This window comes from Bacteroides sp. AM23-12 (genome assembly GCF_003434395.1).
GTDB classification, from domain to species: Bacteria; Bacteroidota; Bacteroidia; order Bacteroidales; family Bacteroidaceae; genus Bacteroides; species Bacteroides thetaiotaomicron.
Window position 1 is genome coordinate 79,070 of the sequence record NZ_QTLF01000020.1, and the last position, 23,214, is coordinate 102,283.

General features: G+C 44.2%; 15 protein-coding genes, 1 pseudogene and 1 riboswitch. Of the genes and pseudogenes, 11 read left to right on the forward strand and 5 right to left on the reverse strand.

Annotated elements, in window-relative coordinates:
• Positions 1–298: 298 nt before the first annotated feature.
• The 6 genes from DW640_RS15960 (at position 299) to DW640_RS15985 (ending at position 9,087) form a co-directional block, all read left to right on the forward strand.
• The gene (locus DW640_RS15960) at positions 299–1,618 is read left to right on the forward strand and encodes an IPT/TIG domain-containing protein (protein ID WP_016268789.1); all 1,320 of its coding nucleotides are present in this window, start codon (positions 299–301) and stop codon (positions 1,616–1,618) included.
• Between the two features lie 16 nt (positions 1,619–1,634).
• Positions 1,635–4,718 carry a TonB-dependent receptor gene (locus DW640_RS15965; protein ID WP_117578684.1) on the forward strand — a complete coding sequence of 1,028 codons (3,084 nt, stop codon included), beginning with the start codon at positions 1,635–1,637 and terminating at the stop codon, positions 4,716–4,718.
• A gap of 12 nt (positions 4,719–4,730) precedes the next feature.
• Positions 4,731–6,710, forward strand: coding sequence for a RagB/SusD family nutrient uptake outer membrane protein (locus tag DW640_RS15970; RefSeq protein WP_010535408.1), 1,980 nt, complete (start codon positions 4,731–4,733; stop codon positions 6,708–6,710).
• Positions 6,711–6,764: 54 nt separating this feature from the next.
• A complete protein-coding gene (locus DW640_RS15975; protein ID WP_011108278.1) occupies positions 6,765–7,661 on the forward strand; it encodes a BT_3044 domain-containing protein in 897 nt (298 codons plus the stop codon).
• 141 nt (positions 7,662–7,802) lie between these two features.
• Positions 7,803–7,898, forward strand: a riboswitch (TPP riboswitch).
• A 2-nt stretch (positions 7,899–7,900) separates the two neighbouring features.
• Entirely contained in the window at positions 7,901–8,467 is a 567-nt protein-coding gene (gene pnuC, locus DW640_RS15980) for a nicotinamide riboside transporter PnuC (RefSeq protein WP_011108279.1), read from the forward strand.
• Positions 8,464–9,087 carry a thiamine diphosphokinase gene (locus tag DW640_RS15985; protein WP_055229426.1) on the forward strand — a complete coding sequence of 208 codons (624 nt, stop codon included), beginning with the start codon at positions 8,464–8,466 and terminating at the stop codon, positions 9,085–9,087. Before pnuC ends, DW640_RS15985 begins: the two co-directional genes overlap by 4 nt.
• A 599-nt stretch (positions 9,088–9,686) precedes the next feature.
• Here the strand turns inward: DW640_RS15985 and DW640_RS15990 are convergent.
• The 4 genes from DW640_RS15990 to thrA are packed head-to-tail and all read right to left on the reverse strand — an operon-like array spanning position 9,687 to position 15,267.
• On the reverse strand, positions 9,687–10,259 hold the full coding sequence (locus DW640_RS15990) for a DNA-3-methyladenine glycosylase I (protein WP_048694759.1): 573 nt from the start codon (positions 10,257–10,259) through the stop codon (positions 9,687–9,689).
• Between the two features lie 35 nt (positions 10,260–10,294).
• The gene (thrC, locus tag DW640_RS15995; protein ID WP_055229370.1) at positions 10,295–11,596 is read right to left on the reverse strand and encodes a threonine synthase; all 1,302 of its coding nucleotides are present in this window, start codon (positions 11,594–11,596) and stop codon (positions 10,295–10,297) included.
• Positions 11,593–12,816 (reverse strand): cofactor-independent phosphoglycerate mutase, encoded by a 1,224-nt coding sequence (locus DW640_RS16000; RefSeq protein ID WP_055229371.1) that lies wholly within the window; start codon positions 12,814–12,816, stop codon positions 11,593–11,595. Before DW640_RS16000 ends, thrC begins: the two co-directional genes overlap by 4 nt.
• 15 nt (positions 12,817–12,831) lie before the next feature.
• On the reverse strand, positions 12,832–15,267 hold the full coding sequence (thrA, locus tag DW640_RS16005) for a bifunctional aspartate kinase/homoserine dehydrogenase I (protein WP_022470026.1): 2,436 nt from the start codon (positions 15,265–15,267) through the stop codon (positions 12,832–12,834).
• Between the two features lie 400 nt (positions 15,268–15,667).
• On the opposite strand from thrA, the gene DW640_RS16015 reads away from it, so the two are divergent.
• The 5 genes from DW640_RS16015 (at position 15,668) to DW640_RS16035 (ending at position 22,958) form a co-directional block, all read left to right on the forward strand.
• Positions 15,668–16,705, forward strand: a complete 1,038-nt coding sequence (locus DW640_RS16015; protein ID WP_022470025.1) for an asparaginase — start codon at positions 15,668–15,670, stop codon at positions 16,703–16,705.
• 86 nt (positions 16,706–16,791) lie between these two features.
• Positions 16,792–18,159, forward strand: coding sequence for a DNA repair protein RadA (gene radA / locus DW640_RS16020; RefSeq protein ID WP_008763755.1), 1,368 nt, complete (start codon positions 16,792–16,794; stop codon positions 18,157–18,159).
• Between the two features lie 20 nt (positions 18,160–18,179).
• Complete coding sequence (locus DW640_RS16025; RefSeq protein WP_117578686.1) at positions 18,180–19,829, forward strand: NAD(P)/FAD-dependent oxidoreductase; 1,650 nt, start codon at positions 18,180–18,182, stop codon at positions 19,827–19,829.
• Between the two features lie 18 nt (positions 19,830–19,847).
• A complete protein-coding gene (locus DW640_RS16030) occupies positions 19,848–20,450 on the forward strand; it encodes a response regulator transcription factor (protein ID WP_008763753.1) in 603 nt (200 codons plus the stop codon).
• A gap of 90 nt (positions 20,451–20,540) precedes the next feature.
• Positions 20,541–22,958 (forward strand): TonB-dependent receptor, encoded by a 2,418-nt coding sequence (locus DW640_RS16035; RefSeq protein WP_199610398.1) that lies wholly within the window; start codon positions 20,541–20,543, stop codon positions 22,956–22,958.
• 11 nt (positions 22,959–22,969) lie between these two features.
• Here DW640_RS16035 and DW640_RS16040 read toward each other — a convergent pair.
• Positions 22,970–23,095, reverse strand: a pseudogene (locus tag DW640_RS16040) (helix-turn-helix domain-containing protein); the annotation flags it as partial.
• Positions 23,096–23,214 lie beyond the last annotated feature (119 nt).

Sequence of the window (23,214 nt, forward strand, 5' to 3'; positions counted from 1 at the left end):
AATGATAAAAAAAGCAATTTTGAATGAAAAGATATACATGGATGAATAAAAGCATATGCTCCTGATTCCTTGAAATCCCCTAAGTTTGTATCCTGAAAACCGAACGGAAAGTGTGCTTCACAATTATATATAGCCATTTACACCTTTGAATCTGTAATATTTAAAACAATTAATCACATGAGAGAAAAAGCCAAAAGCCCTTAAGTCAAATTGAAATCAATTAGAATCTATTAAACCTTATTTAAATAGAAAGCCTAAAAAGACCTTTTTTCAAACTAATAAAATCTTATAGAAAAACATGCGTAAATCATTTAATCTAATCTGGATGGTTTTCGGCTTCCTGCTACTAATAGTAGGTTGTAATGAAGACAAGAAAAGCACAGCTTTCGATCCTAATCAACCAGTCAAGTTTACAGAGTTTATGCCCGATTCCGGTGGCATACGAACCAAATTCATTGTTAAAGGTTCCAATTTCGGAGAAGACAAAAGCCAAGTGAAAGTTTACTTCAAGGATGAAGTAGGTAATGAACGGGAGGCATTGGTTTTAGGTGTCAAGCCTGATGTTATTTATGCCCAAGTGCCCAAGCAAGCCGGAGGGGAAAGCCATGTACGGGTGGAGATTGCCGGAAAAGAAGCTGAACTCAGCAATGCTGAAAAAACATTCAAATATATTGTAACTTCTTCCGTATCTACAGTAGTAGGAAAAGCCAAAGAAGGTGGCAATAAAGACGGAACTCTCGGCGAGACCACATTCAATACTCCAAGGTATGTAGCTGTAGACAATGATGACAATGTATTCATATTCGACTCTGATGGAAGAACGCGTTTATCATCCATCGAACAAAATAAAACGATCACTTTACTGGATGGCATGGTAATCGACCAACCTTTATTTATCGATAAAGAAAAGAAACAACTATTTGGTCCATGCGATAATGCCAACTTCGGTTGTTTCTTATTCGATGCTAATGTGAGCTGGGTGGCTGATAAAATGGGACAGCTTTTAGCCAACGGAGGATGGATGCATAGTGTTGTTCTCGACCCTGTAGATTCTACTTTTGTGATATACCGCCAAAACACAGGACAATTGTGGACACAACCTTTTGATAAGAATAAAAGAACCTTAAATCCCAACAAAGCAAAACGAATCGGTACACTCTATAATGTAGGCTCCAATGGTTTATGTGCTTACAATCCGGTTGATAAGTATGTTTATTGTGTGTTGCATAGTAAAAGTGCAGTTTATCGCTTTAAGCTCACACGCGATACGGACGGTTGGCCAGCTCTAGACGGAGACATTGAAGAATATATTCCCGGTGCAGGCGCAGGCTTCCGGGACGGAGATGTACAAGAAGCACAATTCAATGAGCCGCGTGGAATTGCTATTGATAAAGAAGGCAATTTATATATAGCGGATGTTAATAACCATCGGATTCGTAAAGTTGACACCAAGTTAAATATCGTGACCACGATAGCAGGTAGCGGGAAAGGATACAAAGACGGGGATCCTTTGGAAGCCCAATTCGATCAGCCTTGGGGTGTCTATTTGGACAAAAATGAATTTCTTTACATTGCAGATCAAAACAACCACTGCATCAGAAAACTTGCTATTGAATAATTAATAAGGAATAGAAATGAAAACACTATATTTTAAATTAACCCTGTGTTTCTCTCTGCTATTGGCAGGAAATGCAACACAAGGGATATGGGCCCAACAAGAACCAATTCAAATTGCCGGAATCGTGTTAGATGAACATGGTGATCCGCTCCCGGGTGCAAACATATCTGTTAAAGGGAAAGAAAAAACCGGAACTATAACAGATATGGATGGTAACTTCAGTATGAAATCATTAGCTCCAAAAACAACGCTGATTGTTTCATTTATGGGATATAAGAGCAAAGAAATAGTGGTTGCTCAAACCGATAAGAAGATGCGTATATCTCTGGAGCCCGACTCAGAATCATTGGACGAAGTAGTTGTTGTAGGTATGGGAACACAACGTAAAGTCAGCGTGGTAGGTGCTGTCACCAGTGTCAATCCGGCTGCCATCAGTGCTCCGTCAACTTCCGTAGCCAATATGCTGGGAGGTGTGGTTCCCGGTATTATAGCCGTTGACCGAAGCGGCGAACCGGGGCAGGATGTTTCTGAGTTCTGGATTCGCGGTATCAGCACATTTGGTGCCAACCAGTCTGCGCTGGTTTTGATTGACGGTATTGAAGGAAACCTCAACGACCTCGACCCGTCGGATATTGAGAGCTTCTCTATCTTGAAAGATGCTTCGGCAACAGCCGTTTATGGTGTACGTGGTGCAAATGGCGTTGTTTTGGTAACGACCCGTTCCGGTCAGGAAGGTCGCACCAAGGTAACCTGGAAAAGCAGTATGACTCTCTCTTATTCCCCCCGTATGCCCGAATATCTGGAAGCATACGATTATGCCAGCTTGGCAAACGAAGCCCGAGTGGTAAGCAATATGGACCCTCTTTATAGCCCGACAGAACTGGAGATTATTAAAGCAGGACTGGACAATGACTTATATCCAAACGTTAACTGGCAAAAAGAGATACTGAAAGATGTAACTATTAATCATCAGCACTATTTAAATGTATCCGGTGGTGGAAAAGTTGCCAGATATTTTGTCAGTGTAGGAGGTACATTCAAAGATGCTATCTTCAAGCAAGACAAAGTTAACAAATACAACACGAATGTCAAATGGGCTAAATATAATTTCCGCGCAAAGGTAGACATGAACCTAACTTCATCGACGATCATGGGATTGGCTATGGACGGAGCTATTGTAGAAGACAGAGCACCGGGATTCGGAACTAACAATGACGCACTCTGGGCCGCACAAGCCTATCTGACTCCCCTGACGGTGCCTTTACGTTATTCCAATGGAATGCTTCCTGCTTATGGGAAAAACGGAGAACAAATCTCACCATATATCTTGTTGAACCATACCGGATTTAAAAAGGGAAACCGGACCACTATGAACATCAATTTCACCTTACGTCAAGACTTCGGAAAATGGATCAAGGGTTTGACTGCCAGAGGAATGTTCTCGTATAACAATAACAATATACACAACGTAGTCCGCTCCAAAATGCCGGACCTATACAAGGCCTTTGGCCGTTACAATGACGGTTCATTAATGACACAACGTACGGTATCAGCCAGTAACATTCAATTCGCCAAGAGTGCTGCCAGTGACCGGAGATATTACTTCGAATCGCAACTTGCCTATGAAAGACTTTTCAATCAGGAACATCGTGTAACCGGTTTGATACATTACTATATGCAAAGCACCGAAACCACCGAAGCAAATGATGAAATTTCATCTATTCCCAAACGTTATCAAGCGTTATCTGCCAGAGCCACTTACTCTTATAAAGATGCTTATCTGATAGAAGGAAACGTAGGATACACCGGTTCCGAAAACTTTGAACCGGGCAAACAATTCGGTTTGTTCCCTGCAATAGCCTTAGGATGGATCCCGACCCAATACGAATTTATGCAGAATCATGCAGGATGGCTCAACTTTTTGAAGATCAGAGCTTCTTATGGTGAAGTTGGTAACGATCAGATCGGTGGTGGACGTCGGTTCCCATATCTGACGTTGATTAACTTTGGAGGTGGTAGTCGTTGGGGTTCCAATGGATTGACAGAAAAACAAATCGGAGCCAACAACTTACATTGGGAGGTAGCCAAGAAATATAACCTGGGTATCGACTTCCAATTTCTCAATGATAAAATAGGTGGAACGGTAGATATCTTCAGAGACACTCGTGATAATATCTTTCAGGAAAGAAAAATGATGCCTTCGGAAGTAGGCGTCGTGACCAACCCATATACCAACGTAGGACGTATGCGCAGTAGCGGTATAGATGGTAACATTTACCTGAACCAGAAAATAAACGAAGACAACTCTTTCACGGTGCGTGCCAACATGACATATGCTGTCAGCAAAGTTGTACATTGGGACCAAGATGCGGTGCGCTACCCTTACCAATCGTATAGCGATGTAAATTATGGTGTTATGCGCGGTTTGGTTGCATTAGGCTTATTTCAAAATCAGGATGAAATCAACCGAAGCCCGAAACAGACATACGGCGAAGTACGCCCCGGAGATATCCGCTATAAAGACGTGAACGCTGACGGAAAAATTGACGATGACGATATTGTTCCTATTGCACACTCCAATGTACCGCAAATTCAATACGGTTTTGCACTGGAATACAGATATAAAAGATGGACTATCAGTGCTTTATTCACTGGAGCAGCCAAAGTTAACTTCTTATACGGCGGTTCCGGATTCTATCCCTTCTCAGGCGGAGAAGTCGGCAACATTCTATCCATCGTAAACGACCCGAAGAATCGTTGGACACCGGCATGGTATTCAGGGGATCCTTCTACAGAAAACCCGAATGCACGTTTCCCGCGCCTGACTTACGGAGAGAATAAGAACAATAACCGTGCTTCTACTTTCTGGCTGGCAGATGGTTCTTACCTGCGTTGGAAATCATTGGATATTTCCTATCGTATCGGAACGAATAAAGTACTAAGGACAGTGGGCATCAGTGATATGAATCTGCAATTTGTCGGACAGAATCTGGCAGTATGGGATTCAGTGAAACTATGGGATCCGGGACAGGCATCTAAAAACGGCGCCGTATATCCGCTACAGCGTACTTTCTCTTTACAGTTAACAGCTACGTTCTAATTGAAAACTATTATGAAAAAGATATTAAAGAAAAGCCTTCATATTCTATGCACGACACTGGGGATCATCCCGTTCATGCTGACTTCATGCAACTATCTGGCAGTTGATGAATACTTTAACGACCTGACTCCACTCGACTCCATCTTTGCCAGACAAGATTATCTGGAGCGTTATGTGTGGGGAACTGCGGCATTAATGCCCGCTCAAGGCAACTTGTTTTCCGGTTCCTACGGTCCTTACGAGACTGCGGTAGATGAAGTTCTTCTGTCATGGCAGAAAGCTGAGTACGCCGGTACCTACTTGTACGCAGACAAAATTACGCAAAACGATTCTTACTACAACATGTGGGGACAATACTACAAAGGTATCCGTAAGTGTAACACTATCTTCACCCGCATCGATGAATGCAAAGACCTGAAAGGATTGGACAGACGTGAAATTATGGGTTTGACTCATTTCATGAGAGCTTCCTTCTATTTCTATCTGTTGGAACTTTACGGACCGGCAGTCATCCTTCCCGAAGAGCCGCTGTCGGTAGATGAAAACATTGAAAACTTGTCATTCGAACGTAACACGTACGATGAATGTGTGGAATATATCTGCAAAGACCTCGAAGAAGCTTACAGTCTACTGGACCCGACGCGCCCGAGCACTCAATTCGAACGTCCTACCAAATATGCGGCAGCCGCCCTCATGTCACGTGTCCGGCTTTATCAAGCTTCCAAGTGGTACAACGGCAATCAATATTATGCCGACTGGACCACTTCCGACGGACGAAACATGATAGCCCAGCAATATGACCCGGTGAAATGGGCGAAATCAGCTGCTGCCTCCAAGAGAATTATCGATAGCGGTATTTACTCATTATACACTGTACCCAGCGATGAAAACACGTATGCATCCTCTCAGGCGTCACAAGCGGAATTCCCGTTAGGAGTAGGAGGAATCGATCCTTACCATTCGTATATAGACATGTTCAATGGAGAAGCACTGGCTGTGAAAAACCCTGAACTTATTTATGCTACTCCCTTGAACAACAACATCATTTCAATCGCCTTCCCGTTGAAACTGGGAGGATGGAACGGCTTAGGAATCACTCAGAAACTCATAGATGCCTACTACATGAAAGATGGAGAAGATTATGTGCAACAACCTGATTATTATGAAGAAGCGGGTACTGTACCTACCATCGCCACAGGATATGAGCTGAGACCAACCGTTGCCAAAATGTATCTGGACCGCGAACCGCGTTTCTACGCATCTATCGGATTCTGTGAATGTTTCTGGCCCGCAACTTCGGTAACAGGAACCGAAGCTCCCAACGTGACTAACTTTACAGCAGGATATTACGTGAATGGCAACTGTGCAAAACAGGCTGCCAATCCAGAAGACTATAACTTAACGGGATATACTCTAAAGAAATATATCCATCCGGAGGATAACTGTACCAGTCATACAGGTGCTAAAATAAAACCGAAAACATTCCCTGTATTCAGATATGCGGAAATACTGTTGAACTATGTAGAAGCATTGAATGAACTGAAAGGAGAACCGGAATATACGGAAGCGGCAGATAACACCACTTATCATGTTTTGTATAATCCGGAGGAAATCATGTACTACTTCAACATGATTCGTTACCGTGCCGGATTGCCGGGCATCACCCTTGCCGATGCCAGCGATCAAGTGAAGATGCGTCAGTTAATCATCCGCGAACGCATGATCGAATTTGCGTGCGAAGGAAGAAGATATCATGACCTGCGTCGTTGGGGACTAGCAGAAACAGAAGAAAACAAACCGGTACAAGGTATGGACGTTACCAAGAAGACAACCGAAAGAGACCAATTCTATACTGTTGTCAATGTAGTTCATAAGTATGCATTACGCAGCTTTGACAGGAAGATGTACTTCTATCCTATTCCGAGAGCCGTATTGGATAAAAATGCCAAACTGAAACAAAATCCAGGATGGGACGGATTCGGAGATTGGTAACTTTCCCCTTTCTATCATATAACTGATTATTAATCATATAAAATTGAACATATAATGAGATCAATATACAAAATAGTGGTCTGTTCTTTGTTAACGCTCTCCATCACTTCTTGTGAAAAAGACCTGCTTGAAAAAGAACAATATCAGAAAGAAATCTACCTGATCGGTGCTTACAACCGAGTATGGACCACAGAAGTAAGCTACAGTAACGAAGAAGTGAAAACTTATTTCACGGTCAGCAGTTCCGGTACATTAGCATTAGACCGAGATGTGAACGTAAAAATGAAGATCAACGAAGAGTTGGTAGATATTTACAATAAAAAATACTGGACCGTTCTGAATGAGGACAAATATTATAAATCACTGGATACTGATTTATATTCCATTCCTTCTTTGGAGAATACGGTAATCAAGCACGCTGAAGGTATTTCCGCCGAAGTTCCTGTGTTGATAAAGACAGCAAGTCTGAAGATTGACCAGTCATACGTCATCCCCGTCGAAATAGAAAGTACAACAGGATATCCGATAAGTGAATCCGGATATAAAATGTTGATTCTATTAAAATTAAAGAATGACTATTCGGGCAGTTACCAGATGAGTGGGCATACCACCTTAGAAGGAGAAACTCCGAAGACGATTCAGAAGCCTAAAACGATTAAGCCTACCGGAGTCAACACTGTCAGACTATTCTATGCCATGAACAACGAGAGCGACGAGAAAGCTGATATCCAAACGGGTACAATAGAACTGACCATCACGGATCAGATAGTGGAAGGCACTAATGATGTAAAGAAAGTTTTGATCAAAGCATGGGATGCTGAAAACGGACCGGTAATTATCGACTCAGGAGAAAGTACCTACAACACAACCGCCAAAAAGTTCAGCCTCAAATATACGATCGGTAACACGCTATATGAAGAGCAACTGACCAAAGAAAAAGAAGTTTTATAATACACGACAAATGAGGAGAAGAGGAGATTTCACGGCATTGCAAAAATGCCGCTGAAATCTCCTCTTCGTTTTTTCAACGGAGGACTTGTTTTTACATGATTCCTTGTTTTCCTTCTGCTAAATTCGTAATTTTACCGCCGATTCACGCAATAGGGGTGCCCTAACATGACAGGCTGAGAACATACCCATAGAATCTGATCCGGGTAATGCCGGCGTAGAGAACGAATAAATAAGCAAATATGGAAATGAATTATCTGGAGATATTCGGTACGTTTATCGGTATTATCTACCTGTGGCTGGAGTATCGCGCCAGTATCTATCTGTGGCTGGCGGGCATCATCATGCCGGCCATTTATATCTTTGTTTATTACGACGCGGGGTTGTATGCCGACTTCGGCATCAACATCTACTATCTGATAGCTGCCATCTACGGATGGTTCTTCTGGATGTGGGGACACGGGGAAAAGAAAAGTCTCCCCATTATACATACCCCGTGGAAATGCTATCTGCCACTATTCCTTGTGTTTATCGTGTCTTTCGTCGGCATCGCCCGGATACTTATCGAATACACAGACAGTAACGTTCCGTGGCTGGACAGTTTCACAACGGCGTTGAGCATTGTCGGAATGTGGATGCTGGCACGCAAATACATCGAGCAATGGTTTGCCTGGATTCTTGTCGACATCGTCTGTTGCGGACTTTATATCTATAAAGATCTCTATTTCACCTCCGCATTGTACGGACTTTACTCCATTATAGCTATCTTTGGCTACTTCAAATGGAAAAAAATAATGAACATGCAATGATAAACGAACACTATATACCCCAAGCCGTCATACTTGCCAACGGTGAATATCCTGCGCACGAACTTCCCCTGCGTCTTTTGGCAGAAGCCCAATTCGTCGTTTGTTGCGACGGGGCCGCCAATGAATATATTTCCCGCGGACATACTCCCGACGTGATTATAGGCGATGGAGACTCGCTCCTGCCGGAATATAAAAAGCGTTTTTCCTCTATTATCCTTCAAATTTCGGATCAGGAGACGAATGATCAGACCAAAGCTGTCCATTATCTGCAAAGTAAAGGGATACGGAAAATCGCCATCGTAGGTGCTACCGGCAAACGGGAAGATCATACGTTAGGAAACATCAGCCTGCTCATGGAGTATATGAGAAGTGGTATGGAAGTACGGACAGTCACTGATTACGGGACATTTATTCCTGTGAGTGATACGCAAAGTTTTGCCTCACATCCCGGTCAGCAGGTCTCTATCATCAATTTTGGAGCTGAAGGATTAAAAGGAGAAGGATTGTTTTATCCGCTAAGCGACTTCAGCAACTGGTGGCAGGGAACACTTAATGAAGCAACAGCAGATGAGTTTACCATTCATTGTACAGGAGAATATTTAGTATTCCTTGCTTATTAAATCCCTGTTCCGGAAAAATATTCTTTCATCTGCCTTACTACTGATAGTTTCCTACTGTGGAACTATTATTTTTTTGCCTAATGAAACTTTAGTTTCACGGTCTTGGAACTAGAGTTTCCAGCGCTTGAAACTTTAGTTTCTGCAGTTTGGAACTAAAGTTTCTTCAGCTTGAAACTATTGGTTTCAAGGCTTTGGAACTATAGTTTCATTGCATGGAAACTAACTAAGCTAAGGTATTCCTGACTTATCATTCCAAGAGGTCAGTATATTATTGTAGCAGGATATAATAACACAGCGTGACGACATTGTGATAGCAAAATATGCTGTCACAATGCCGTCACGCTGTGCTGTCACCTCTTTATTAGTTTATAATCAGTGCGTTATCTATCATTTGGTGACAGATGACAGCAATTTTGGATATTTCAATTCTCTAGTAGAGCGGCTCAAAGCAATTTATTCCTTTTCGTATTGTTATGAGCTAAATGATAGTCGGTTCTATCTTCCATTCTCCTCCTTCGGGAAGGAGGAGAGTTGAGTTACTATTGTGTGCTACTGTTTAGTTCATTCCTAAACAGATTTGAATTATTTCCGCACGTCATTTATTTTTTCCGGCAAATACAATCCTTCAAGTGATCGTTGATAAATCCCGAAGCCTGTAAGTGAGCATAACAAATCGTTGTTCCAAAGAATTTGAATCCGCGCTTTTTCATGTCCTTACTCATTGCATCGGATTCGGGAGAAGATGCTGGAATCTCGCTCAATGAACAAAAGGTATTGACAATAGGCTTTCTGTCGGGAAAGAATGAGAGAGTGTAGTCGTAAAAACTACCGAACTCCTTTTGTATAGCAAGGAATTGTCTGGCGTTGGTAATGGTCGATTTGATTTTCAGACGGTTTTTCACAATGCCTTCAAAGTGCATCAACCGTTCTACATCTTCATCGGTCATCTGTGCCACCTGCCCGGCATCAAAATCGCAAAAGGCTTTGCGATAACCCTCCCGTTTTCTGAGGATGGTTATCCAGCTCAGCCCCGCCTGGGCACTCTCCAGCACAAGAAACTCAAACAGCGTCTTGTCGTCAGTAACTAAATTTCCCCACTCCTGATCATGATATTTCACATACAGTTCGTCGGTTCCACACCAACCACAGCGTCCGTTTACTATATCTTGCATAATTATTTCTTTTATTCCTTGCTTTAACAACCCAATCAAACAGAAAGCAAATACTTCTTGAAGTCTGCAAATTCTTTCGTCATTTGCAAGCTCTTCTTCTCCCCTTTCATAAATTCCTGCAACTTGGCAGGTATTTCTACCGCTTCGCCAATGATACTTTCTACAGTTTCAAGGAATTTAGCAGGATGAGCAGTTTCAAGGAAGACTCCCGTTTCGCCTTGTTTCAGTCCTTCTTGCAAAGCGCGATAACCGCAGGCTCCATGAGGATCGAGCAGGTAATGATGTTCCTTCCAGGTTTCTTTCACAGTTTCGCGAATCTGCTCGTCGGTATATGTAGTTCCCGAAATCTCAGCGGAAATGTCAGCATGAGAACCGCCATACAAGTCAAGCACACGGGCAAAGTTGCTCGGATCACCCACGTCCATAGCGTTGGCAATGGTTGCAACGGATGGGCGGGGATTATATTTACCTGTTTGCAGGTATTGATAGAATATATCGTTGCGATTGTTGGCAGCAATAAAACGTTTGACAGGCAAGCCCATCTTTTTGCCGAACAATCCGGCTGTGATGTTTCCGAAGTTTCCGCTAGGAACACAAATCACGGCATTATCGGCTTTTCCGGCACGCTTCAGCTGTGCATAAGCATAGAAATAATAGAATGCTTGCGGCAGGAAGCGGGCTACATTGATAGAATTGGCGGAAGTCAGTGACAGATGTTCGTTCAGTTCCTTATCCATGAAAGCAGCTTTTACCAGTGCCTGACAATCATCAAACGTTCCGTCCACTTCGAGAGCGGTGATATTCTGTCCCAAAGTAGTGAACTGCTTCTCCTGTATTTCGCTGACTTTTCCTTTCGGGTAAAGTACATATACATGAATACCTTCCACCCCCAGAAAACCGTTGGCAACGGCACTTCCCGTATCACCGGAAGTCGCTACCAGCACATTCACATCCTTCTGCCCTTCTTTCTTGATGAAGTAGCCCAGCAAACGTGCCATAAAACGGCCGCCTACATCTTTGAAAGCCAGAGTCGGTCCGTGGAAAAGTTCCAGAGAATAGATGTTGTCCGCCACTTTCACCAACGGTACATCAAAGCTCAATGTGTCATACACTATTTGTTTCAGGGTATCGGCAGGGATGTCTTCGCCAAAGAAAGCATCGGCTACACGATAAGCAATCTCCTGAAAAGACAAAGTATCTATCGTATCGTAAAATTCTTGGGGAAGAGGCTTGATAGTCATTGGCATGAAAAGTCCTCTGTCGGCGGCAAGCCCTTTTACTACAGCTTCCTGCAAAGAAGCCATCGACGCTTGTTTATTTGTACTATAGTATTTCATTGGATATTCTTTTGATTCATAAATTCTTTTATAAACTCATCTTCTTTCAACACACCGTAAATGCCGTCGCATGCCGATATCTCGTCATACGTCTGCACTTCATCCGGTTCGATGCCCGGATACCAGATAAGGAACGGTATAGGATCGGAGGTATGGGTGCGAAGTTCGCAGGGAGTAGGATGGTCGGGCAATACGGCAATCGCCACAGGCTCGTCCCAGTCCTTCACTGCTTCGTAGATAGGGCCTACAGCACGTTTGTCGAGGTTCTCTATCGTCAGGAGTTTCAGATCGATATCCCCTTCGTGTCCCGCCTCATCACTGGCCTCGATATGAAGATAAACGAAATCGTCCGTCTTCAGTGCTTCCAGAGCGGCAGCTACTTTATTCTCATAATTTGTATTATACAGTCCGGTGGCTCCCTCTACCGCAATACGGCGTAAGCCGGCATAATATCCGATTCCGTTAATCAAGTCGACAGCCGAAATAACTGCTCCTTTCTTTACTTGCGGAAAAGTTTCGGAGAAAGCAGGCATCTGCGGACGATAGCCGGGACTCCATGGCCAGATGCTGTTTGCAGGGTCCTTGCCTTCCGACATCCGTTTCAGATTCAACGGATGGTTCTTCAGCAGTTCCTGTGATTTAAGAATAAGATCATTGATAAGGTCCGCCGTTTCCTGCGCTTCCGGCACTAAGGGTTTCACCATTAACGGGCGGAAAGGTTTCAACGGGACATCGTGCGGAGGGGTGCAATCCAGTTCTTTATTCCCCCCCTTGATAACAAGCAGATGACGATACTGAACTCCTGTATGGAAACGTACGCGGTCATTCCCCAGCTTCTCTTGCAGATACTGGATCAGTACATCCGCTTCTTCCGTAGATATATGTCCGGAAGAGTGATTCTTCAGAATCTCTCCTTCCACACAAATCAGATTACAACGCATCGCCATTTCTCCCGGTTTCAGGTCCACACCGATACTGGCTGCTTCGAGCGGCCCGCGTCCTTCGTACACTTTCGGAAGATTATATCCCAACACGGACATGTTGGCAACCTCACTACCCGGATGGAAACCTTCGGCAACAGTTATCAAACGTCCATTGCGTCCCATGCGGGCTAACTTATCCATATAAGGCGTCTTCGCATATTGCAGGAGCGTCTTGTCCCCCAATGACTTCACTGGCCAGTCGGCCATTCCGTCTCCCAGTATAATAATATGCTTCATTTTAATAGCCCTTATTTAAACGTTTGCGATACTCATGATATCAGCGAATACTCCCGCAGCCGTTACTCCGGCACCGGCACCGTATCCTTGAATCATCATCGGATATTCTTTATAGCGTTCCGTAGTCAGCAATATGATGTTGTTGCTGCCTTCCAGTCCGTAGAACGGATGGTTGGCGCCCACTTCCTGCAGGCCGACAGAAGCTTTTCCGTCTTCCAGTTTGGCTACAAAGCGCCAATGTTTATGTTCTTTCTCCAATACCTGACGACGGGCTTCGAAGTCTGCGTCGAGGCTCGGCACTCGTTTCCAGAAGTCGTCCAGCGAACCTTCGAAGAAGTCGTTCGGGACAAAGAGATTCTTTTCTACGTCTTCCTGCTCGATGCGGTATCCGGCTTCACGTGCCAGAATCACCAGTTTGCGGATCACGTCTTTTCCGCTCAGGTCGATACGCGGGTCCGGTTCGGAATAGCGTTCTTCCTGTGCCATTTTGATCGTGCGGCTGAAAGGAATGTCAGCGCTGATCTTATTAAAGATATAGTTCAATGTACCCGAAAGTACAGCTTCAATCTTCAGTATCTTGTCACCACTGTGAATCAGGTCGTTGATGGTATTGATAATCGGCAGTCCCGCACCTACGTTTGTTTCAAACAAGTACTTCACACCCCGTTGACGGGCAATCGTTTTCAGTTCGCGATAGTTCTCGTAAGCCGAAGATGCAGCGATCTTATTGGCTGCCACTACGGAAACGTTGTGCTGCAAAAGGTCTTTGTAAAGCGACGCGATGTCCGGACTTGCCGTACAATCCACGAATACGGAGTTGAAGATATTCATTCCGACTATTTCGTCACGGATCGTCTGCAAGTTACTATCCTTGCCTTTCTTCTGCAACTCCTCACGGAAATTGGCAAGGTCAAATCCCTCACGACTGAACATGGCTTTCGCAGCATCGATAATACCTACGACGTGCAACTTCAATCCGTTCTCCATCATCAGCTTCTGTTGCTGGCAACGAATCTGCTCTACCAGACTACCGCCAACCGTACCGATACCGCAGATAAAGAGATTCAATACCTGATATTCGGACAGGAAGAAGGAGTCATGGATAACGTTCAGAGATTTACGCAATGACTTGGAATCGACAACAAAAGAAATGTTGGTTTCCGAAGCTCCCTGCGCACAAGCGATTACATTGATACCATTACGTCCCAATGTACCGAAGAGCTTACCTGCTATACCCGGTGTATGCTTCATATTCTCGCCAACGATTGCCACCGTAGCCAGATTTCTCTCTGCAAGGATCGGAGAAATCTCTCCCATCTCGATCTCTTTCGCAAATTCTTCATTCAGCACTTCACAAGCCAGATCGGCATCAGCATTCCGAACACCGATAGAGGTACTGTTCTCTGATGAAGCCTGCGAAACAAGGAATACACTGATTCCATTCTTTGCCAAAGCCTTGAAGATACGGTAGTTTACACCGATCACACCTACCATACCCAGCCCCTGAACAGTGATCAGACTCGTATCATTGATAGAGGAAATACCTTTAATGGCCTTACTCTGCGGATTGGAAGTCTCTTGCTTGATAACTGTTCCCACTCCGTCAGGATTGAACGTATTCTTTATTATAATAGGAATATTCTTATGACATACCGGATAGATCGTCGGCGGATAAACAACTTTCGCACCGAAGTTACAAAGTTCGGTTGCTTCTACATAGCTCAGTTCGGAAATAGTATAAGCTGTTGAGATCACACGCGGATCGGCAGTCATAAAGCCGTCTACATCGGTCCATATCTCCAGACTGCCGGCATCGAGCGCTGCGGCAATAATGGCAGCCGTATAATCCGAACCACCACGACCGAGATTCGTCACGTCTCCCGACACCTTATCCGAAGAAATAAATCCGGGAACCAACGACACTTTCGGAATGGAATGGAAAGCCTCTTTTACTAACTGATTAGTCAGATCGGCATCAATCGTATGTTTATTATGCTTCTTTTCAGTCTTGATAAAAGTACGTGAATCAAACCATTTTGCCTCATCGATCAGTTCGGCAACGATGATGGACGAAAGACGTTCGCCATAGCTGACAATGGTATCCGATGTTTTCGGGGAAAGGTCTCTGATCAGATAGATACCCTGGAAAATGTCTTTCAACTCATTCAGCAATTCGCCAATCTGACGTTGCAATGCCACTTGCCCTGCTCCGGCAGGTATCACTTCTTTAATCATCTCCACATGACGATAGACGATTTCACGGAATTCTCCTTCGTAGGCCGAATCTCCGGCTGCCGCCATCTTCGATGTATTAATCAATTTGTCAGTGATGCCCCCTAACGCGGAAACAACTACAATTACCGGCTCACTGGCCGACTCTACAATTCTCTTTACACTTAAAATGCTGTTCACGGAACCTACGGACGTTCCGCCGAATTTCATTACTTTCATGAAGATACATATTTAAATACAATCCCCTCGAGTATAGTTATTACAGGGTGATTGGTTGTTTACGAAAAAATTAAAATTGAGTTTTGCCTACTTACACAGGCGTGAATCACGTAGATACACAAATACTATCCATTAACCCCAAAGGGTCATGGTACACATGGATGTGACTGTATGTGGATAGTACTTCATCATAGTCTCTGTTTCTACCATTGTTTTTGATAAGTGTCGCAAAAGTAATAATAAAAACGTTCAATCTATCACTTTTTTCGGTTTTTTTCTGATAAAAAGAACATCCCGTCTCTTTTCCCTCCCATAAAAGCCCTGCACTTTTATGACATTTTGCTATTTATATATCGTTTATATTATTATATTTGCAAAAACAACAGCATAAAACCAGCATATGACCCCGTTAAATACTTCCGTATTGTTAATATACACCGGTGGGACAATTGGAATGATTGAAAACACCGCAACAGGCGCATTGGAGAACTTCAACTTCGAGCAACTCCAAAGGCATATCCCCGAATTGCAAAAATTCAACTTCCCGATTGATACTTATCAGTTTGACCCTCCGATGGACTCTTCGGACATGGAACCCGATATGTGGAGAAAGCTGGTACACATTATTCATGAGAACTATGATCTCTATCATGGCTTCGTCATTTTGCACGGAACGGATACGATGGCTTATACAGCCTCCGCCCTGAGTTTTATGCTGGAAGGACTGGACAAACCTGTGATCCTTACGGGCTCCCAACTCCCGATAGGGGTGCTCCGCACGGACGGAAAGGAAAACCTGATGACAAGTATCGAAATTGCCGCCGCACAGGATAAGGAGGGGAAAGCACTCGTTCCGGAAGTCTGCATCTTCTTTGAGAATCATCTGATGAGGGGAAACCGTACGACAAAGATGAACGCGGAAAACTTCAACGCATTCCGCTCATTCAATTACCCGGTATTGGCGGAAGCAGGTATTCACATTAAATATAATCAGGCACAGATTCATGTCAACAAAAGCAAGCAGGAGTTAGTGCCACATTATTTATTGGATACGAACATCGTGGTTCTCAAGTTATTCCCCGGCATTCAGGAGAATGTAGTAGCTACGATGTTAGAGACCAAAGGATTAAAAGCGGTCGTACTCGAAACGTATGGTTCCGGCAATGCTCCCCGAAAGGAATGGTTTATCCGCAGGCTTTGTCAGGCCAGTGCGCAGGGGATTGTCATTGTCAATGTAACCCAGTGCAATGCCGGAATGGTGGAGATGGAACGTTACGAAACAGGGTACCAGCTACTACAGGCAGGAGTGGTCTCCGGATATGACAGTACGACAGAATCGGCCGTGACTAAATTGATGTTCTTATTGGGACACGGATATACTCCGGATGAGGTTCGTGATCGTATGAATCGGTCGATAGCTGGTGAGATCACTCTATAGGCTTCATCCATATCTATTGGGCAGGGATAACTTATTTCTAATAAATTATCCCTATTTTTGTACCCTACAAAAAGAAAGGAATTTCAATGGCAAAAGAAAAAACCGTATATGTATGCAGTAACTGCGGACAGGAATCACCGAAATGGGTGGGCAAGTGTCCGTCGTGCGGAGAATGGAATACGTATGTAGAAGAGATCGTACGGAAAGAAACGACTAACCGCCGTCCGGTATCGGGCATCGAGACGCAGAAAGCGAAACCTGTTATCCTCAGCGAAATAGAAGCCGATGATGAGCCGCGCATCAATATGCACGACGACGAACTGAATCGTGTATTGGGCGGAGGACTTGTGCCCGGCTCTCTGGTTTTGATCGGCGGCGAACCAGGAATCGGAAAATCGACACTCGTCATGCAGACTGTCTTGCGTATGCCGGACAAGAAGATTCTCTATGTATCCGGCGAAGAAAGCGCACGACAGCTGAAACTACGCGCCGACCGCCTTTCGGAAGTCTCCAGCGACTGTCTGATCGTTTGTGAAACTTCACTTGAACAGATTTACGTGCATATCAAGAACACCAGTCCCGACCTGGTCATTATCGACTCCATACAGACTATTTCCACGGAAAATATTGAATCATCTCCCGGAAGCATTGCCCAGGTAAGGGAATGTTCGGCATCGATTCTCCGTTTTGCCAAAGAAACGCATACACCCGTCCTGCTGATCGGACATATAAATAAAGAAGGCAGTATTGCAGGCCCAAAGGTACTGGAACATATTGTAGATACAGTTCTCCAGTTTGAAGGAGACCAGCATTATATGTACCGTATTCTGCGAAGCATCAAGAATCGATTCGGAAGCACTGCCGAGCTAGGTATTTACGAAATGCGTCAGGACGGATTACGTCAGGTCAGCAATCCTTCGGAGTTGCTGTTAAGTCAGGATCATGAAGGGATGAGCGGAGTAGCGATTGCTTCTGCTATCGAGGGAGTACGCCCGTTCCTGATTGAGACGCAGGCTTTGGTGAGTTCTGCCGTCTATGGAAATCCTCAACGGTCGGCAACCGGCTTCGATATACGGAGAATGAATATGCTTCTGGCTGTCCTCGAAAAGCGCGTAGGCTTCAAGCTTGCGCAGAAAGATGTGTTTCTGAATATTGCCGGAGGATTGAAGGTGAATGATCCGGCTATTGACCTGGCAGTGATCAGTGCCATCCTTTCTTCCAATATGGATGCGGCTGTCGAACCGGAAGTCTGTATGGCAGGAGAAATCGGTCTGTCGGGAGAGATACGCCCCGTAAATCGAATAGAGCAGCGAATCGGAGAAGCGGAAAAGTTAGGATTCAAACGGTTCCTGCTTCCTAAATATAATCTGCAAGGGATTGATACCCAAAAACTAAAAATAGAATTAGTACCTGTAAAAAAGGTGGAAGAGGCATTCAGAGCACTCTTCGGATAAGTTTAAATTAAAATAAATCCATGACACAAGAATACCAACTCCGCATCCTTCCCGAAATCGCAGCAAACGAACAGCGACTGAAAGAATATATATCTAAAGAAAAAGGCATTAACCTGCGTAATATCACTGCTACCCGAATACTGAAACGGAGCATCGATGCACGTCAACGGACTATCTTTGTCAACCTGAAAGTACGGGCATACATTAATGAGATGCCCAAGGAGGATGAATTCGAACGCACTATATATAATAATGTGGAAGGCAAGCCACAGGTTATCATAGTAGGTGCCGGTCCCGGCGGACTGTTTGCCGCCTTACGCCTCATCGAACTCGGACTACGTCCGGTTATCGTAGAAAGAGGAAAAGATGTGCGCGAACGGAAAAAAGATCTGGCACAAATCAGCAGAGAACATACCGTAGATCCGGAATCGAACTATAGCTTTGGCGAAGGAGGCGCAGGAGCCTATTCGGATGGAAAACTTTACACCCGTAGCAAGAAAAGAGGAAATATAGACAAGATACTGAATGTATTCTGTCAGCACGGAGCTTCTGCGGCTATACTGGCCGATGCCCATCCTCACATTGGGACAGACAAACTCCCGCGTGTCATTGAGAATATGCGGAATACGATTATCGAGTGTGGTGGAGAGGTGCATTTTCAGACCAGAATGGATGCACTGATTATTGAGAACAACGAAAGCAAAGGTATTGAAACCAACACAGGAAAGACTTTTCTCGGTCCTGTGATACTGGCAACCGGACATTCCGCAAGGGATGTATATCGCTGGCTGGCTGCAAACGGTGTTACGATAGAAGCCAAAGGAATCGCTGTCGGTGTCCGGCTGGAACATCCGGCTATGCTGATCGACCAGATACAATACCACAATAAGAACGGGCGGGGGAAATACCTTCCTGCTGCCGAATACAGCTTCGTGACACAAGCTGAAGGCAGAGGAGTTTATAGCTTCTGTATGTGTCCCGGCGGTTTCATTGTTCCTGCCGCCAGCGGACCGGAACAAGTTGTAGTAAACGGAATGTCTCCTTCTAACCGCGGATCGCGTTGGAGTAACTCAGGAATGGTGGTAGAGATTCAACCGGAAGATTTTATAAGTGGAGAGTTGAAAATGGAGAGTGGAGAGTTGGCTGCGCAACAAAATGCGCAGTTATTAGCCATTAATCCATTGCTGAGCAATTCTCAGCTCTCAACTCTCAAGACTCAACTTACTCCCCTTCACTTTCAGGAGGAGTTGGAACGTCAATGCTGGTTGCAGGGTGGCAGGCGCCAAACGGCACCGGCGCAACGTATGCTGGACTTTACTCGCAAGAAATTAAGTTTTGATTTACCGGAATCTTCCTACAGTCCGGGGCTGATTTCTTCTCCGCTTCATTTTTGGATGCCGGATTTTATCAGCAAAAGATTATCTCTCGGTTTTCAGCAGTTTGGGCGTACCAGTCACGGTTTCCTTACGAATGAAGCGGTGATGATTGGTGTGGAAACCCGCACTTCTTCGCCAGTCCGCATCGTACGGGATAAGGAGACGTTACAGCACGTCACTGTTCGCGGACTGTTTCCCTGCGGAGAAGGTGCAGGGTATGCAGGTGGAATTGTTTCGGCAGGAGTCGATGGAGAACGGTGTGCGGAAGCGGTAGCTAATTATATCAATCATTAATAAATATTCTACGGTCAAATGAACTACAAACCTGAAATAGCCATTATCGAGTCCAATACCCTCACTTGTCTCGGACTGAAAAGTATATTGGAAGAAATTATTCCAATGGCAACTATCCGTACTTTCCATAGTTTCAGTGAACTAATGGATGATACCCCGGACATGTATGCCCATTACTTCATCTCGGCGCAAATCTATGTTGAACACAATGCCTTCTTCCTCCCCCGAAAGCGGAAAACAATTGTGCTGGCCAGTGACAGCCCGCAATTCCAACTGTCGGGTGTGCCTGTACTCAATATCTACGAACCCGAAGAGAAACTGGTGAAAAGCCTTTTGAAGCTTCATCAACATGCACACCACAACGGCTATCCTGTAAAAGATATGCCCCCGATTGCCATGCCGGAGGTACATCAGGAAATCTTATCTGCCCGTGAGATAGAAGTACTGGTTCTAATTACCAAAGGATTAATTAACAAAGAAATTGCCGACAAACTGAATATCAGTCTGACTACCGTCATCACCCACAGGAAAAATATCACGGAAAAACTTGGAATCAAGTCTGTATCAGGATTAACCATCTATGCAGTAATGAACGGATACATAGAGGCGGACCGAATCTGATTTCTTAAAATATGAGGCATAATCCTAATAAATGAGGATTGCCTACCTTATATATTTGCCGTTACTTTGCACCAGACAAATTAACTGCGAATGAAAACAAAGAATATTATGATTGCCCTCACATTCCTGACGACAGGAACAACATGGGCTGAAGATTTCCCTAAAGATTCTCTTAAAGTAGTAGACATCGAAGAAGTGGTAGTGATCGCCACTCCGAAAGAAAACCGGAAACTACGTGAGCTGCCAGCAGCTACAACTGTATTGTCACAGAAAGACATGCAGGCTAACCAAGTGAACTCCGTGAAAAGATTATCCGGACTCATTCCGAATATTTTCATTCCGGAGTATGGATCAAAGCTGACTACTTCTATCTATATTCGGGGGATTGGTTCACGTATCAACACACCGGCTATCGGACTCTATGTAGACAACATACCCTATATTGATAAATCAGCTTTCGATTTCAACTACTCCGACATAGAACGTATTGATGTACTCCGCGGTCCGCAAGGAACTTTGTATGGACGTAATACAATGGGCGGGCTGATCAAGGTACACACCAAGTCACCTTTCACATATCAAGGTACAGATATCCGTATGGGAGCAGCAACTTATAATGACTACAATGTATCGTTAACACATTACCACCGTATATCCGACCAATTCGCCTTTTCTACCGGAGGATTCTACGAACATACCGGAGGATTCTATCAAAACTCTGCACGCAATAATGAACGGGTAGACAAAGGCAATGCAGGAGGTGGACGGTTCAGAGGTATTTATCTGCCGAAAGATAACCTTAAACTAGACTTGAATGTCAGCTACGAATATAGTGACCAAGGAGGATATCCTTACTTTTACACAGGCATCACCCAGGAAGGCGTCAACAAGGGAAAGACTGAAGAACGGGAAGAAATGATCGGAAAGATTGCATATAATGATAGAAGCAACTACTACCGTAACCTGCTGAATGCAGGATTTAATGTCGAATATCAAGCCAAGAATTTCATCCTAAGCGCTGTTACCGGTTATCAGCATCTGAAAGACCGAATGTTTCTCGACCAGGACTTTACTGAAAAGAACATATTCAATCTTACCCAGAAGCAGAAACTAAATACTATTTCAGAAGAAATTGTGCTTAAATCGAAGCCCAACCGTAAGTGGGAATGGACAACAGGTATCTTTGGATTCTATCAGACATTGAATACAGACGGTCCGGTTACCTTCAAAGAAGACGGGGTAAAAGAAACTATTGAAGGAAATACCAACAGCATCTTTGAAAATTTAGGGAATAAAGCACCTAAGATGAGCATGAGTGTTCTTAACCCTACGTTAAAAGTCAGTGGCAACTTTGATACTCCAATATGGAACGGAGCCATTTTTCATCAATCAACCTTCAATAACCTTTTTACCAAAGGACTATCCTTCACTGTAGGTCTTCGTCTGGACTACGAAAAGATGAGTATGAAGTACAATTCGGCAAGCGACCCACTCAACTTCGACTTCAACTTTGCCATGGGCCCTATGGTTATTACCGCCAAAGACCTGATAGCAGATGCTGCCTACAATGGTAAACTATCTGAAGATTATGTCCAATTATTACCCAAGTTTGCCTTACAATACGAATGGAGAAAAGGCAATAACGTTTACGCTACAGTATCCAAGGGTTACCGTTCGGGAGGCTATAATGTCCAAATGTTCTCTGATATAATCACTGGGCAACAGGCGCACTCGATGGTAGAAGCCATTAAAAAAAGTGCGGAGTTCGAAAAATACAGCACATTGATTGAAGGAATGATAGGAGACAAAATGCCTGCTATACCCGAAGTAAAAGATGCAACCACCTATAAACCGGAATATTCATGGAATTATGAGGTGGGTACTCATCTCACTTTGTGGGAAGGAAAACTCTGGGCCGACCTTGCAGCTTTCTATATGGATACCCGTGACCAGCAACTCTCTCAATTTATCGGCAGCGGTCTTGGACGTACCACAATCAATGCAGGCAAAAGCAACAGCTACGGTGCAGAAGCATCCCTCCGCGCCAGCCTGACCAACGAACTAAGTCTGAACGCAAGTTACGGATATACGTACGCCACCTTTACCGACTATATTATAAATGAAGCAGACAAAGATGGCAACCTAACAGTAAAAGCTGACTACAACGGCAAATATGTTCCCTTCGTCCCCAAGCATACGCTTAATATCGGAGGAGAATACGCCATCACCTGTAGCTCCCGTTCCATCTTCGACCGTGTTGTATTCCAAGCAAACTACAATGCTGCCGGACGCATCTACTGGACGGAACTGAATGATGTTAGCCAATCTTTTTACGGCACACTGAACTGGCGTGTAAATCTTGAAAAAGGGAATGCAATGATCAGCTTCTGGGCACGTAACTTCCTGGACAAAGACTATGCAGCCTTCTACTTTGAAACAATGAACAAAGGATTTATGCAGAAAGGACGTCCCGTACAATTCGGAATAGACCTCCGCTGCCGATTCTAAGAAATAACAGATCAACTGTTCATATAGTCCTTTGGAGACATACCAGCACAGCGCTTAAAGAACTTCCCGAAGAATGATTGATTCGAGAAGTTCAGCTGTTCGCTGATCTGCTGAATGGTCAGCTGACTATCATTTAGCTCAAAACCGTACGGGCATGAACATGAACTCTATAACATTGCCAACAGAACTCTATATAACTAGATCTCAACATGTAGTGTACTGAATAAGTTGACACTTCAAAAATCGAAAATAAAGA